Annotated in this window: 15 protein-coding genes; 7 read left to right on the top strand and 8 right to left on the bottom strand. The window is 72.7% G+C overall.

The annotated features are described in order from the left end of the window. Both EST92_RS26665 and EST92_RS26660 read right to left on the bottom strand, forming a co-directional pair. Window positions 1-701 (bottom strand): response regulator transcription factor (locus tag EST92_RS26665; protein WP_135789067.1); only part of this gene is annotated, 701 nt, incomplete at its 3' end. Next, window positions 698-1,930 (bottom strand): histidine kinase, encoded by a 1,233-nt coding sequence (locus tag EST92_RS26660; protein ID WP_129283318.1) that lies wholly within the window; start codon window positions 1,928-1,930, stop codon window positions 698-700. The genes EST92_RS26665 and EST92_RS26660, both read right to left, overlap by 4 nt. 173 nt (window positions 1,931-2,103) lie before the next feature. Between EST92_RS26660 and EST92_RS26655 the strand changes: the two genes are divergently transcribed. Continuing rightward, complete coding sequence (locus EST92_RS26655) at window positions 2,104-2,691, top strand: hypothetical protein (protein ID WP_129283317.1); 588 nt, start codon at window positions 2,104-2,106, stop codon at window positions 2,689-2,691. A gap of 67 nt (window positions 2,692-2,758) precedes the next feature. Here EST92_RS26655 and EST92_RS26650 read toward each other — a convergent pair whose 3' ends face one another. Genes EST92_RS26650 through EST92_RS26640 form a run of 3 tightly spaced genes read right to left on the bottom strand, consistent with a single transcriptional unit; the run spans window position 2,759 to window position 4,888 of the window. Continuing rightward, a complete protein-coding gene (locus EST92_RS26650; protein ID WP_129283316.1) occupies window positions 2,759-3,331 on the bottom strand; it encodes a cob(I)yrinic acid a,c-diamide adenosyltransferase in 573 nt (190 codons plus the stop codon). Between the two features lie 10 nt (window positions 3,332-3,341). Beyond that, window positions 3,342-4,097: an ABC transporter permease gene (locus EST92_RS26645; RefSeq protein WP_129283315.1), complete on the bottom strand. Its 756-nt coding sequence runs from the start codon at window positions 4,095-4,097 to the stop codon at window positions 3,342-3,344. 8 nt (window positions 4,098-4,105) lie between these two features. Next, window positions 4,106-4,888 (bottom strand): ATP-binding cassette domain-containing protein, encoded by a 783-nt coding sequence (locus EST92_RS26640; protein ID WP_129283314.1) that lies wholly within the window; start codon window positions 4,886-4,888, stop codon window positions 4,106-4,108. A gap of 80 nt (window positions 4,889-4,968) precedes the next feature. Here EST92_RS26640 and EST92_RS26635 point away from each other — a divergent pair, with 80 nt between their 5' ends. The 4 genes from EST92_RS26635 (at window position 4,969) to EST92_RS26620 (ending at window position 10,062) form a co-directional block, all read left to right on the top strand. Continuing rightward, window positions 4,969-5,610: a TetR/AcrR family transcriptional regulator gene (locus tag EST92_RS26635; RefSeq protein WP_129283313.1), complete on the top strand. Its 642-nt coding sequence runs from the start codon at window positions 4,969-4,971 to the stop codon at window positions 5,608-5,610. 212 nt (window positions 5,611-5,822) lie between these two features. Further along, window positions 5,823-6,671 (top strand): 3-hydroxyacyl-CoA dehydrogenase family protein, encoded by an 849-nt coding sequence (locus tag EST92_RS26630; RefSeq protein ID WP_006603078.1) that lies wholly within the window; start codon window positions 5,823-5,825, stop codon window positions 6,669-6,671. 146 nt (window positions 6,672-6,817) lie between these two features. After that, window positions 6,818-7,141, top strand: coding sequence for an STAS domain-containing protein (locus tag EST92_RS26625; RefSeq protein ID WP_006603077.1), 324 nt, complete (start codon window positions 6,818-6,820; stop codon window positions 7,139-7,141). Between the two features lie 374 nt (window positions 7,142-7,515). After that, window positions 7,516-10,062: an ATP-binding protein gene (locus EST92_RS26620; protein WP_129283312.1), complete on the top strand. Its 2,547-nt coding sequence runs from the start codon at window positions 7,516-7,518 to the stop codon at window positions 10,060-10,062. 117 nt (window positions 10,063-10,179) lie between these two features. Here EST92_RS26620 and nucS read toward each other — a convergent pair whose 3' ends face one another. Then, a complete protein-coding gene (nucS, locus tag EST92_RS26615; RefSeq protein ID WP_006603075.1) occupies window positions 10,180-10,842 on the bottom strand; it encodes an endonuclease NucS in 663 nt (220 codons plus the stop codon). 249 nt (window positions 10,843-11,091) lie between these two features. Between nucS and EST92_RS26610 the strand changes: the two genes are divergently transcribed. After that, window positions 11,092-11,484, top strand: a complete 393-nt coding sequence (locus EST92_RS26610; RefSeq protein ID WP_006603074.1) for an SCO5389 family protein — start codon at window positions 11,092-11,094, stop codon at window positions 11,482-11,484. A gap of 157 nt (window positions 11,485-11,641) precedes the next feature. Here the strand turns inward: EST92_RS26610 and EST92_RS26605 are convergent, their stop codons facing one another. Beyond that, complete coding sequence (locus EST92_RS26605) at window positions 11,642-12,691, bottom strand: LLM class flavin-dependent oxidoreductase (RefSeq protein WP_129283311.1); 1,050 nt, start codon at window positions 12,689-12,691, stop codon at window positions 11,642-11,644. A 185-nt stretch (window positions 12,692-12,876) separates the two neighbouring features. Here EST92_RS26605 and EST92_RS26600 point away from each other — a divergent pair, with 185 nt between their 5' ends. Continuing rightward, window positions 12,877-13,194, top strand: a complete 318-nt coding sequence (locus EST92_RS26600; RefSeq protein ID WP_129250885.1) for an ATP/GTP-binding protein — start codon at window positions 12,877-12,879, stop codon at window positions 13,192-13,194. 22 nt (window positions 13,195-13,216) lie between these two features. On the opposite strand, the gene EST92_RS26595 is transcribed toward EST92_RS26600, so the two are convergent. Continuing rightward, a complete protein-coding gene (locus EST92_RS26595) occupies window positions 13,217-13,981 on the bottom strand; it encodes an ABC transporter permease (protein WP_129283319.1) in 765 nt (254 codons plus the stop codon). Between the last annotated feature and the right edge of the window lie 49 nt (window positions 13,982-14,030).

Genomic DNA, 14,030 nt, shown 5'->3' with positions numbered 1-14,030 from the left:
CCCGTCCCCTCCGGCCCCTCCACCCCCAACTCCTGTGCCAGCACGGCCGCTTGTACCCGGCTGCGCAGCTCCAGCTTCGCCAGCAGCCGGCTGACGTGCGTCTTCACGGTGGCCTCCGCCATCACCAGCCGCAGCGCGATATCGGCGTTCGACAGCCCGCGCCCCAGACATCCCAGCACCTCCCGCTCGCGTGGCGTCAGCGCGTCCAGGACCCCCGGATCGGGGGCCGCCCCGTCCCGCGCCGGCCGCTCCGGCGTACGGGTGGCGGCGAACTCCGCGAGCAGCCGCCGGGTCACCGCCGGCGCGATCAGCCCCTCGCCGGACGCCACGGTGCGCACCGCGGTCAGCAGCGTGGCCGCGTCGCTGTCCTTGAGCAGGAAGCCCGCGGCCCCCGCCCGCAGCGCCCCGAAGACGTATTCGTCCAGGTCGAAGGTGGTCAGCACCAGCACGTCCGCGAGCTGCCCGTCGACGATCCGCCGGGTGGCGGAGACCCCGTCGAGCCGGGGCATCTGGAGATCCATGAGGACCAGCGCGGGGCGCAGCGCGCGGGCGAGCCGTACCGCCTCCTCGCCGTCCGCGGCCTCCCCGACGACCTCGATGTCGGGGGCGGAACGCAGGATGAGGACGAGCCCGGCCCGGACGGCGGACTGGTCCTCGGCGACCAGGACCCGGATGGGCTGTGCCGCGCTGCCGGTCGTCATGGTGCTTCCTCCTCGGCGGGCAGTGCTGCCCGTACCAGCCAGACCCTGCCGTCCGGCTCCTCTGCCGGCCCGGCCCGGAACACTCCGCCCAGCAGGGCGGTCCGCTCGCGCATTCCGATCAGACCGGCGCCGGAGCCGGGTGCCCGGGGGCGCGGCCGGTCGGCGAACGGGCTGCGGACGACGACGGTGAGCGCCCCGTCGGGCTCCCGGGCGAGGCGTACCCGTACCTCGCCGGGGGCGGCGTGCTTGAGCGCGTTGGTCAGTGACTCCTGGACGATGCGGTACGCGGCCAGCTCGGCCGGGGCCGCGGGCTCCGGCGCGGCCCCGGCGCCGTGCGGGCCGCGGGCGTCGTCCAGCACGAAGGTCAGTCCGCTGCCCGCGCCGCTGGTACGGGCCTGGTCGAGCAGCGCGTCCAGGCCGTCGAGGGTGGGGGTCGCGGCGGGCGCGCCGTCCGCCCCGGTGGTCCTCGGGTCCCGCAACAGCCCGATGAGGCGGCGCATTTCGGCCAGACCTTGCACGCTGTTCTCACGGATCACGCCGAGCGCCTCGCGGGTCGCCGACGGGTCGTCGATGGACTGGGCCGCGGTGGAGTGGATCGCGATGGCGGACAGATGGTTGGCGACCATGTCATGCAGTTCGCGCGCCATCCGGGCCCGTTCGCCGGCCACCGCCTGCGCCCGGTCCCGCTCGGCCAGCAGCGCGATCCGCTCGGCCCGCAGCCGGGCGGCCTCCGCGGCCTCGCGGTGTTCCCGGATCATCAGGCCGGTCGAGGCCGGGGCGATGGTGATCAGCGCGAGGCCGATGACGGCCAGGACGACCTGCGTGCTGTGCCACAGCGCGGTCAGTACGGCGGCCCCCAGGACCGTCACCACGACGGAGTGCAGCGGGATCCGGCGGGCCGCACCCGCCGAGCCGTAGAGCACCGACGCGTAGACCACGTCCGTGAACATCACGACGGTGGCGACCAGGGTGCCGGAGCAGATGTCCAGCGCCAGGGCCGGCACCGCGACGGCCAGCGCCGCCGGCGGGGCCGTACGGCGGATCAGCTCCGCCAGCGACATCGCGGTGAGCGCGAGGAGGGTCAGCGAGGGCGGCAGCCCCAGCAGCGGGGGCCCGCCGTGCAGCCCCAGCGCCCACAGCAGCAGCCCGCAGAGCAGCCCGCCGCCCGCGATGAGCACATCGTCGCGGTGCGGCCGGCCGGCGGCGGTGACGACGGATCGGGCACTCACCCCTCCATCCAACACGGCGCCACGGCCGGCCACCTCCACGTCAGGGACACCCGTCAGGGAGGCGGGCTACATCGAAAGATGCAGTCCCGGATCGTCGCGTCCGACGACGTGCCGGGCGGCGGCCGCTGGAAGGCTCGGGGTGTGCGGCTCAAGGGCCGGGAGAGGAGTCAGCCGTGGTCGTCACGCTGATCATTGTCTGTGAGGTCGGCTTCTGGGTGCTGTTGGCGGCCGGTCTGGCGCTGCGCTACCTGGCAGGGATGCGGCGCACCGGAGCGGCGGTGCTGCTGATGGAGCCGCTGTTGGAACTGGTGTTGCTGGTCGTCACCGCGATCGACCTGAAGAACGGTGCGACGGCGGACTGGAAACACGGGATGGCCGCCGTCTACGTCGGTTACACCGTCGCCTACGGCCACTACACGATCAGGTGGGTCGACGGGCACGTCGCGCACCGTTTCGCGGGCGGGCCGCGGCCGGTGAAGCCGCCCCGCTACGGCCTGGCCCGTGCTCGGCACGAGGGCCTGTTGTGGCTGCGTACGGTGCTGATGGCCGTCGTCGCTTCCACGCTGCTGCAGTGCGCGATCTGGTACGTCGGCGACGGCGACACCGGCTCCCTACGCAGCTGGCAGGCCGTCACGCTGCGCACCGTCGTCCTGCACGGCGTGATCGCGCTGACCTATCTCCTGTGGCCGAAGAAGGACCCGGGCCGGGATGCCGCCGCCGAGGGCGAAGCGGCCGGGGCGCGGGAGAAGACGCTGCGCTGAGGGCGCATCCACGGGACGGCCCCGGCGCCCTGTCCGGCCGGGGCCGGACAGGAAGCACGACGGCAGCTCAGCGCTCCCCGCCCGGCACCCACAGCACGTCCCCGACCTCCTTGTTGGCCGTACGGGCCAGGATGAACAGGAGGTCGGAGAGGCGGTTGAGGTAGGTGGCGGTGAGCGGGTTCATGCTCTCGCCGTGCTCCTCGAAGGCCGCCCAGGTCGCGCGCTCGGCGCGGCGGACGACCGTGCACGCCTGGTGCAGCAGCGCGGCACCGGCCGTACCGCCGGGGAGGATGAAGCTGCGCAGCTTCTCCAGCTCCGCCAGGAACCGGTCGCAGTCGGCCTCCAGCTTGTCGATGTAGCTCTGCTCGACGCGCAGCGGCGGGAACTCGGGGTTCTCCACCACCGGCGTCGAGAGGTCCGCGCCGACGTCGAAGAGGTCGTTCTGCACCCGCAGCAGCACCGCGCTGACGTCCTCGGGGAGCGAGCCGAGCGCCAGGGCCACGCCGATGGCCGCATTGGCCTCGTTGGCGTCCGCGTACGCCGCGATCCGCGAGTCGGTCTTGGCGGTACGGCTCATGTCGCCCAGGGCGGTGGTGCCCTTGTCGCCGGTGCGGGTGTAGATGCGCGTCAGATTCACCATACGGGCGAGCCTACGCCGCGGACCTGCGGAAGGCCCGGGTGCACAGGGTCATGGACACCGCGACGAGGACGAGCGCCGCCAGGACGCCGTGGAGCATGGCCGAGGAGGCGTAGGAGCCGACGAACGCCGCCCGCACCGCGTCCACGAGATAGCGGAACGGCATGAAGTGCGACAGCACATCGAGCCACTCGGGCCCCAGCGTCATCGGCAGCATCAGCCCGGACAGCAGCATCGAGGGCATGGTCAGGGAGTTGATGACCGGCCCGAACTCCTGGGGCGTGTGCACCTTCAGCGCCAGCGCGTACGACAGCGAGGCCAGCGCCACGGTCAGCACCGCGACGAACGCGAAGCCGATGAGGATGCCGGGCAGCGGCGCCCGCAGCCCCATGACCAGGGCCGCCAGTACCAGCAGCACCGCCTGGAAGACGAACAGCGCGGCATCCCGCAGCACCCGCCCCAGCAGCAGCGCCAGCCGGCTCACCGGCGTCACCCGCATCCGTTCCACGACCCCGTACTGCTTTTCGAGGATGATGCCGAAACCGCAGAACGAGGCGCCGAACAGGCCGAGTTGGAGCAGCAGCCCGGGCACCAGCACCTGCCAGGAGCTGCCGGTGGAGGACAGCGGCAGATCGGTCAGCAGCGGGCCGAAGAAGAGCAGATACAGCAGCGGCATCAGCACGCCGAAGAGCATCTGGAGCCGGGACCGCAGCGTCTGGCGGGCGTACCGCCCGAAGATCAGCGCGGTGTCGGAGAGAAGCGAGGACACGAGGGCTCCTAGACGGCGACGGGGGTCTGGTCACCGGAGGCGGCGCTGCGCCCGGTGACGGCGAGGAAGGCGTCCTGGAGGGACGCGGTGGCCGAGCCCGCGTGGGCGCGCTTGAGGGCGTCCGGGGTGCCCTCCGCGACCACCACGCCCTGGTCGACGATCACCAGCCGGTCGGCCAGCGCGTCGGCCTCGTCGAGGTAGTGGGTGGTCAGGAAGACCGTGGTGCCGTGCTCCGTCCGGATCCGGCGGACCAGGTCCCACAGGTCGGCGCGGCTGCCCGGGTCGAGCCCGGTGGTCGGTTCGTCGAGGAACAGCACCTGGGGCCGGTGGGTGAGGCCCATCGCGAGGTCCAGCCGCCGCCGCTGTCCGCCGGAGAGGGTGGCCGTCTTGCGGTCGAGCAGCCCGGTCAGGCCCAGGTCGGCGGCCAACTCCTCGGTACGGGAGGCGGCTTCGGCCTTGCCGAGGCGGTAGAGGCGGGCCTGGGTGACCAGTTCCTCACGCACCGAGACGTTCGGGTCGACGCCGCCGGACTGGGCGACGTAGCCGGAGGCGCGGCGGACGCCCGCCGGGTCGCGGACGAGGTCGCAGCCGGCCACGGTCGCGGTGCCGCCGGTGGGCGCCAGCAGGGTCGTGAGCATGCGCAGGGTGGTGGTCTTGCCGGCGCCGTTGGGCCCCAGGAAGCCGAGGATCTCGCCGCGTTCGGCGGTGAGGTCGATGCCGCGTACGGCTTCTACGGGGCCGCGCGGGGTGGTGAAGGTCCGGGCGAGGCCGGACGCGCTGAGGACTGCCATGTCCACAGAAAAACAGAGAGACTGAAAAATTGCAACGCCCCCAAAATTTCATGGAGTCCAACGAAAGGTAGGGTGGGCGCATGGCAGAGGGACTCAGGGAGCGGAAGAAGCGGCAGACCCGCCAGTACATCTCCGACGTGGCCACCGGCCTCTTCCTGGAGCGCGGCTTCGACGCGGTGACCATCGCGGAGATCGCCGGGGCCGCGGAGGTCTCCGTCAACACCGTCTACAACTACTTCCCGGCCAAGGAAGACCTCTTCTTCGACCGCAGCAAGGGGGTCGCGGACCGGCTCTCGCGCTTCGTGCGGGGCCGGGCGGCGGGGGAGTCCGCGGCCGTCGCCGTCCTGCGCGAGCTGCGTGAGGAGGTCGAGGCGGTCTCCCCGCGGGTCGGCCTGATCGAGGGGTACGAGCGCTTCATGCGCGTGGTGCACGACGCGCCCACCCTCAAGGCCCGCCTCTGGTACCTCCAGCAGGAGGTCCACGACAACCTGGAGGTCACGCTCCGGGAGGAGACCGGCGCACCGGCCGACGACCCGCTGCCGGGCCTGATGGCGGGCCAGATCAACTGGGTGCACCAGAGTCTGATGCACTGGATCGCCCAGGCGATGCTCGCCGGCCGCAAGCCCGCTGAGGCCTCCCGGGAGGCACTGGTCCTCCTCGACGAGATGGCGGACCTGCTGGGCGAAAAGGTGCTCAACTACGCCGTACGGACAGCCGGCTGACGGCGGACTGTCCGGTTCGTTCCGCCCGGGGCGTACCCCGTCGGTGTGATGTCTGTCATGGAGGAATCGGCGCCGCGGCCCGAAGGGCCTCGTTACGGGGCGGTGTCGCGTGACGCGCGGGCGTGACGCGCATCTCTAACCCTCCAAAGGATCGCTTACGAGCGCTAACGTCACCCAGGACCGTCAAATGCACAGGGTGTGAGGGGACAGCAGTGGCAAAGAAGCTCGCCGTCATCGGCGCCGGACTCATGGGGTCCGGTATCGCGCAGGTCTCCGCCCAGGCCGGCTGGGACGTGGTCCTCCGCGACGTGACGGACGAGGCGCTGGCCCGGGGCAAGGGTGGCATCGAGGCCTCGTACGAGAAGTTCGTCGCCAAGGGCAAGCTCGCGGCGTCCGACGCCGAAGCGGCGCTGGCCCGCATCACCACCACGACCGACATGGAAGCCGCCGCCGAGGCCGACATCGTCGTCGAGGCCGTCTTCGAACGGATCGACGTCAAGCGGGAGATCTTCCAGACGCTGGACAAGCTCGTCAAGGACGAGGCGGTGCTGGCCTCCAACACGTCCGCCATTCCGATCACCAAGATCGCGGCGGCGACCTCCCGCCCCGAGCGGGTCGTCGGCACGCACTTCTTCTCGCCGGTGCCGATGATGCAGCTGTGCGAGCTGGTGCGCGGCTACAAGACCAGCGACGAAACCCTCGCCACCGCCCGGCAGTTCGCCGAGTCGGTCGGCAAGACCTGTGTCGTCGTCAACCGCGACGTGGCCGGCTTCGTCACCACCCGCCTGATCTCGGCACTGGTCGTCGAGGCCGCCAAGCTCTACGAATCCGGCGTGGCCAGCGCCGAGGACATCGACACCGCCTGCAAGTTGGGCTTCGGCCACGCGATGGGACCGCTCGCCACCGCCGACCTGACGGGCATCGACATCCTGCTGCACGCCACCGACAACATCTACACCGAGTCCCAGGACGAGAAGTTCGCACCGCCGGAGATCATGCGCCGGATGGTCGATGCGGGCGATATTGGACGCAAGAGTGGGCAGGGCTTCTACGAGCACTGATGCACCGTCAGGCCCATCGGCCCCGATGGGCTCACCCCGCGGGGTGAATTCGGGTATCGGTTCGCTTACAGGCGGCAACTTCGCCGCATGAGAGGCAGTCAGACCTGTAGACGTCCAGGCACCACCCATGACACCGGGGAGCGCATATGCACATCAGGGGCGACCACGCCGAGCTGGTCGTCGGGGGCCGCCTCGACGTCCGCAGCGCGGCGGACGCCCGAACGGCCCTGCACGCCGCCGTCGACTCCGGTCGGGGCGATCTCGTGCTGGACCTGACCGAGCTGGATTCCTGGGATGCCACCGGCCTCGGTGTGATCATGGGCGCGCACCGCCGTGCGGGCCGGGTCAACCGCAGGCTGGTGCTGCGCGGAGTACCGCCCCAGATGCAGCGCCTGCTGGTCGCCACCCGGCTGCACCGCATCCTCGCGATCGAGGGCGGCATCGAAGCGGAAACGCTTCCGCGGGTGTGAGGCACGGGCGGTACGCCGCCCGGACGGGCCGCGCGCGGTCGGGACGAGGCCGGCGATCAGAAACGCACGGCACAGCGCGTCGAAGCATGCCGAGCTGAGTGAGAGAAATGTCGTAAACAGCGCGACACCGACCAATCCCGGAAGTTCCGGTCAGGAGCGGCCCCCGGCGGTGCGTCGGTCCGCGCTTCAGGTCTAAGGTTCGGTTCCCGCCCGTATGTCATCATCCGCGGCGGGAACCGGACCGGACGCGACGGCAAAGGACGAGCCGCCGGAGCCGGAGGGGCGCGGACGGCACGCAGCGGAGCCGGTACGACGCCCGGCCTCCTGGATGCCCGGCGAGGCGGCGCGGAACGAAGCATCTGGGAGCTTGCAGCATGGACCCGAACACTCACCGGGGACCCGAGGAGCACGGCGAGCAGGACGGCCCTGCCGAGCCGCCGGCCCCCGCGTTCGGCGGCCCGCAGGGCGGCTCCCGGGGGGCCGCCCGCGTCGTCCGGCTCGTCTCGGGTCCCTACCTCGTCACCGTCAACCCCGTCGACGGCAGCGAAATAGAACCCTGCCCGCCCGGAGAGGTCCCCGCGGCCCCCGGCCGGCTCGACCAGGACGAACGCGCCGCGGCGGCCCGCGCGGCGGCGCCCCCGCCGCCCCCGGGCCCGCCCGCGTCCACCGGGCAGCAAGCCGTCCTCGAAGAGCGCACCGAGGACACCGAGCGCCTGGTCCGGCTGCTCTCCCGCGGCCGCTCGGTACGCGTCACCGGGCCCTCCGGCTCGGGTCGCACCCGGCTGCTGGACGCCGTCGCCGACGCCTGCGCCGACCTCGCCCCGGACGGGGTGATCCGGCTGTCCGGCTACCACCGCAACGTCACCGACCTGCTGTACACGCTGTTCGCCGCCGTCCACCGCGCCCCGCAGCACCGCCCCGACCGGGCCGAGATGCTGCGCATGGTCGCCGGGATCGGCGGGATCGTCGTCCTGGACGACCTGGAGTTCGGCGGCGCCGCGCTCGACGAGCTGCTCGCCGCCACCCCCGAATGCGCCTTCCTTCTCGCCGCCACCCCCGACGTCGCGGCTCCCAGCGCCGGCTCGCACGTCGAAGAGGTCTTCCTCGGCGGCCTCGGCCGCGGTGGCTGCGTACGGATGCTGGAGCGCGCCGTGGAGCGGCCGCTCACCGACGACGAGGAGGCCTGGGCCGCCGACCTCTGGTTCGAGTCCGAGGGGCTGCCGCTGCGGTTCGTGCAGGCGGCCGCCCTGCTGCGGCAGCGCGACCGGATGCGCGCCGAGCCGGGGGCCCTCGACGACGGTTACGGCCTCTTCCCCGCGGAGGCGGACACCGACGAGCCGGCCGCCGGGGCGGGCGGGCACCCCGAGGTGCCGCTGCCGTCCCTCGGCGAGGCCGCCGCCCCCGCCCCGCTGCTGGCCTCCCGGCTGAGCGAAGCCGCCCGGGAGACGCTGCGGATCGCCGTCGCGCTCGGCGGCGAGCTGCCGCACCAGGCGCATCTGCCGGCCCTCACCGAGGACACCCGCGCCGACGCCGCCCTCGGCGAACTGCTGGCCTGCGGCCTGATCACCCCGGTTGCCGGGCACTACCGGCTCGCCGCCACCGTCCAGGACCAGCTGGCCGCGGACGGCTACGCGGAGGGCGCCGCCGCCCGGGCCCACACCGTCGCCCAGCACTACGCCTGGTGGGCCGGCCACCCCTCGGTCACGCCCGAACGGGCCGCCGCGGAGTCCGATGTGGCGCTGGCCGCGATGGGCGTACTGACCGGCAGCCGGGAGGGCGGGCACACCAGCGCCGCCGTGCTGCTCGCCCGTACGGCCGCCCCGGCGTTCGCCGCGGCGCTGCACTGGAGCGCCTGGGAGCGCAGCCTGCGGCACGGCCAGGAGGCCGCGCGGCTGGCCGGCGAGGTCGCCGAAGAGGCCTACTTCCACCACGAGCTGGGCGTGCTGGCGCTGTGCACCGGCAACCTCGACAAGGCGCGCGCCGAGTTGGAGGCCTCCATCGGGCTGCGCGGTGTGCTCTCCGACCGCAATGGCGCGGTGGCCGGACGCCGCGCCCTGGCGCTGGTCACCGACAGCTCCCGGGCGGCGGCCGCCGCGGCGGCCACCACCGCCCTGCCGCAGGCATCCGGCGCAACCCGGAAGACGACCACGGCGAAGAGCCCGGCCGCCACACCGGCCGCGGGGGTCCCGGCCGCGAAGCCACGGACGCCGCGGACCGAGGACGCCGCGGCGACGATCGTCGCCCGCGGTTCCTCCTCGGCCGCCGCCACGACGGCCGTCCCGGCCGTGACCGTGAGCCGCACGGCCGGCGGGAAGCGGGTGTTCGGCATGGCCCGCCGCAACGTCGTGGCCGCCGGCGCCGGCGCCCTGCTGGCCGCGGTCCTCGGCACCGTCGTCACGCTCAGCTTGCCGTCCGGCGACGCGCGCCACGACGACAGGGTCAGCACCGAACAGAGCACGGACGACGGCAACGCCACCGACACCCCGGAGGAGCAGCCCGGTACCGGCCGGCCGTCGGCACAGCAGCCCGGCACGACCCGGGCCGGCACCCCGGGCACCCCCGGCCACCAGGCGTCCCCGTCCCCGTCCGCCTCCGGCCCCGCCACCAGCGGTTCGCCCACCGGCACCGGCCCGACGGACCCGACGACCGGCCCCACCGAACCGACCGGGCGGCCCACCACGCCCACCGGCCGGCCGACCCGCACCACCCGGCCGCCGACGGACGAACCGAGCAGCACGCCGTCCGGTTCGTCGAGCCCCTCGCCCTCGCAGAGCCCGTCCGGCGACCCGACGACGCAGAGCCCCTCACAGTCCGTGGCCGCGCCCTCGGACAGCGGCTCCACCGGGGGCGGTTCGACCGGCGGCACACCGTCGGACGGCAGCGCCTCCTCCGCCGGTACGGCGAGCTCCTCGACGGGCTGACGCCCCGCACGACCACAGCGCAACGGCCCGGTCACGTGACCGGGCCGTTGCGCTGCGCCGTCCCCGGGGGCGGCTCCCGGGGATCATGGCCGAAGAAGTCCCCAGGGGCCGACGGGGTCAGAACAGCCGGAGCTTGTCGTCCTCGATGCCGCGCAGCGCGTCGTAGTCCAGGACGACACAGTCGATACCGCGGTCGGTGGCCAGCACCCGCGCCTGCGGCTTGATCTCCTGAGCGGCGAAGACGCCCTTCACCGGGGCCAGATGCGGGTCACGGTTGAGGAGTTCGAGATAACGGGTGAGCTGCTCGACGCCGTCGATCTCACCGCGTCGCTTGATCTCGACGGCGACCGTCCGGTGATCGGCATCCCGGCACAAGATATCCACCGGGCCGATGGCAGTGGGGTATTCACGCCGAATCAGGGAGTATCCCTCGCCGAGGGTTTCGATCCGGTCCGCGAGCAACTCCTGGAGGTGCGCCTCCACCCCGTCCTTGATGAGCCCCGGGTCGACGCCGAGTTCGTGCGAGGAGTCGTGCATGACCTCCTCCAGGGTGATGATGAGCTTCTCGCCGCCCTTGTTCTCCACCGTCCACACGTCCCCGTCGGCCTCCTTGAGGGTGCACGGCGGCGACATCCAATTGAGGGGTTTGTAGGCCCGGTCGTCCGCGTGCACGGAGACGGAGCCGTCGGCCTTCACGAGGATGAGGCGAGGGGCCGAGGGGAGATGGGCGGTGAGCCGGCCCGCGTAGTCCACGGAGCAGCGGGCGATGACGAGACGCATGGGGCGAAACGCTACTCGACCGGGGGCCCCGCACGCGATTCGCCCTGGATCACCGGGCCTTTACGGGGGAAATCCCCGCACCCCCGGCGCTCGCCAATGGCCGGTTGTATGTGCAATCTCCTGGTGCGGGCACCTTGCGCGGCATACCGTTGAAGCGGGGGGTCGTGAGGCGAACACGCTCTGTCGCGAAACCCCCTGTCCCGTCCCTAGGCCCTGTCCGTCCCGGCGGGGCCGCGAGAGGAGAACCTCATGTCGCTCGACGTCTCACCGGCCCTCCTCGAACAGGCCGAGCGAGGCGAGGTCGACGAAGCCGCATTTGTCGACTGCGTCCGGACCTCCCTGCCCTACGCATGGGGGATGATCAGCTCTCTGGTGGCCCAGCTGAAGGTGGACGGCGGAGAGTTCGCCGACAATCAGACGCCTCCGCCGGACGAGCAGGCGCGTGGGCAGTTGCTGCGCGCACTGGCGAGTGACGCCATCCGTGGTTCGCTGGAGCGCCACTTCGGTGTGCGGCTCGCCTTTCAGAACTGCCACCGGGTCGCGGTCTTCCCGCTCGACCCGGCGGTGGACGACCGCCTGGCCCGATTCACCTCCATACGGGGCCAGCTGCTGAATCAGTCGCCGCAACTCCGCGACTGCTGAACGTCGTTGCTGCCGCTGCGCACAGGATTGTCAGACGCACCGTGCCGGTGTGCCAGCGGCAGCACTCTCCCGGGACGGGGACAACTCCGGGCACGGCACGCGGCTCCACCGCGCGCGGGCACCGTCACCCGCGCACGGCAGCGCCGCGCCGGGCCGGTCAGCCCAGCTGCGGCAGGACCTCCGCGCCCAGTCGGCGCACGTTCTCCTCCGTCGCCGCGAGGTCGCCGGAGCCCTCGACGAGCAGCGCGAAGCGGGTGATGCCCGTACGCTCCGAGGTCGCCGCCAGCCGGTCCGCGCACAGCTGGGGTGTGCCGACGGGATGCAGCCCGCACAGCAACTCCGTATAGGCCAGCGGATCGCGCATCGCGCGATAGCGGCCGTCGACGGTCACATGCGCGCCCAGGCCCCGCCGCAGCCAGCCGGGCATCGCCTTGGTCAGCGACTCCCGCGCCGCCTCCCGGCCGTCGGCGACCTGCACCACGCCCGCCGAGACATGCGCCGCCGCGGCCACCTCGTCGCCGTCCCGGCCGGCCTCCCGGGCGGCCGACCGCCACAGCGCGACCATCTCCGCCTTCTCCTCGTCGCCGCAGTGCATGCCCAGCAGCATCGGCAGTCCGCGCGCGGCGGCGGTCCGCACCGAGGCGGCGGAGGTGCAGGCCACCACCACCGGCGGGCCCGTGGGCCCGGCACACGGATCGTCCGGATCGGTCAGCGCCTGATCCGGCCGCGGCACCACCGCCACCTCCCGGAACGCATAGCGCTCGCCCTGCGCGCCGACCCGCGGCTCCCGCAGCCAGCGCAGCAGCAGATCGAGGGACTCCGGGAAGCCGTGGTCGTACGCGGCGAGCCCGGAGCCGAACACCTCCAGATCGACCCAGGGGCCGCCGCGGCCGACGCCGAGCGTGAACCGGCCGCCGGCGGTGAGATGCAGCAGCGCCGCCTGCTCGCCGAGCGTCACCGGATGCTGGGTCGGCAGCACGCTCACCGCCGTCCCGACCCCGATCCGGCGGGTGCGCCCCAGCAGCAGCGCCGCCAGCGTCACCGCGCTCGGACAGACGCCGTACGGTACGAAGTGGTGTTCCGCCAGCCAGACATCGTCGAGCCCGGCCTCCTCCGCGACCTCCGCGGAGCGCACCGCGCGGTGCAGTGCTTCCCCCTGTCCCTGACCGGGAAATTGAGCGGCCAGGATGAAAGCTCCAACGCGCATCGCTCTCTGCCTCCTCGCAGCCGACGCGACTCCCCCCACCGGCAACAACGGGTGACACGTGCCAAGGGCACGGCCTGACGGGAAATTTCCCGATGATCGCAGAAACCTGCCGAGCGGAGTCCACCCCTGACCGAGCCGCGTACGCTGGTGACATCCCGTGACCCCGTGACCCTCCGAGGTGCTCTGTGTCCCCGCGTCGAAACCGCCTGCCCGGCGGCGCGAAGCCCGTCGACCGTACGGGCGGTGACCGTTACGGCCTGGAACGTACCGAGGAGTGGCGCGGCGAGACCTGGGTCGTGCGGCAGGTGGGGGGCGGCGGTGCGGCCAAGCACTACCGCTGCCCCGGCTGTGACCAGGAGATCCCGCCCGGCGTGCCGCATGTCGTCGCCTGGCAGCAGCACGGCGATGTCGACGACCGCCGGCACTGGCACAAGGCGTGCTGGAACGCACGGGACCGCCGGAGCGCACGGCTCCAGCGGTCCCGGAATGCCCCCAGATACTGAGCGTTGAGCAGGGGGCGCGGCGTCAGACGTCGCGCTGGGCGACGGCCGCGTAGGCGCCGCCCAACACCACCGCGGTCACTCCGGCAAGGATCCCCAGCGGCGTCCAGCCGGTCGGACCCGTGGGGAGGAACGGGATGTCGTAGAGCGTCGCCAGGGCGCTCGGCACCGAGTACTCGATCAGCGCCCGCTGGATGTCCTTGACGCTCTCACCCTGCAGGAACAGCGCCAGCAGCATCGGCAGCAGCACGACACCCATCATCGTGCTGATGGCGCCCGCGGAGTGCCGCAGCAGGGCACCGACGGCCAGCGCCAGCAGGCCGAGCAGCGCGACGTACAGACCGGCACCGAGGGTGGCGCGCAGCCACTGGTCGGTGGTCGGCGCGGGGCCGTTGAGCATGGCGGTGTCGAGCAGCGCGACCAGGGTGGTGGCGACCGTGGTCAGCACCAGCGCGAGGGTGAAGAAGACGACGGCCTTCGCGGTCAGCACCCGCACGCGGCTGGGGCAGGCGGTCAGCGTCGTACGGATCATGCCGGTGCCGTACTCGGACGAGATCGACAGCACGCCCAGGGTGATCACGCACAGGCTGCCGAGCAGCACGCCGACGAAGCCGACGCCGAGCAGCGGGTCCATCTCGCGTTCGGAGCCCGCCGCGACGCTGGCCAGCAGGCCGATACCCACGGTCAGGACGACCATCACGCCCAGCGTCCAGATCGTCGAGCGCAGCGAGCGGATCTTCGTCCACTCGGAGGCCAGCGCATGGCCGAGGTGGGTGGGGCGCACGGGGATGGGGGAGACGTAGCCGCCCGCTCCGGCCCAGGCCTGCTGGGGGTGGGCC

The organism is Streptomyces sp. TM32 (assembly GCF_004122755.1).
Classification (GTDB): domain Bacteria; phylum Actinomycetota; class Actinomycetes; order Streptomycetales; family Streptomycetaceae; genus Streptomyces; species Streptomyces sioyaensis.
Note: the sequence above shows the minus strand (reverse complement) of the source record. Positions and strands in the feature narration are given on the sequence as shown.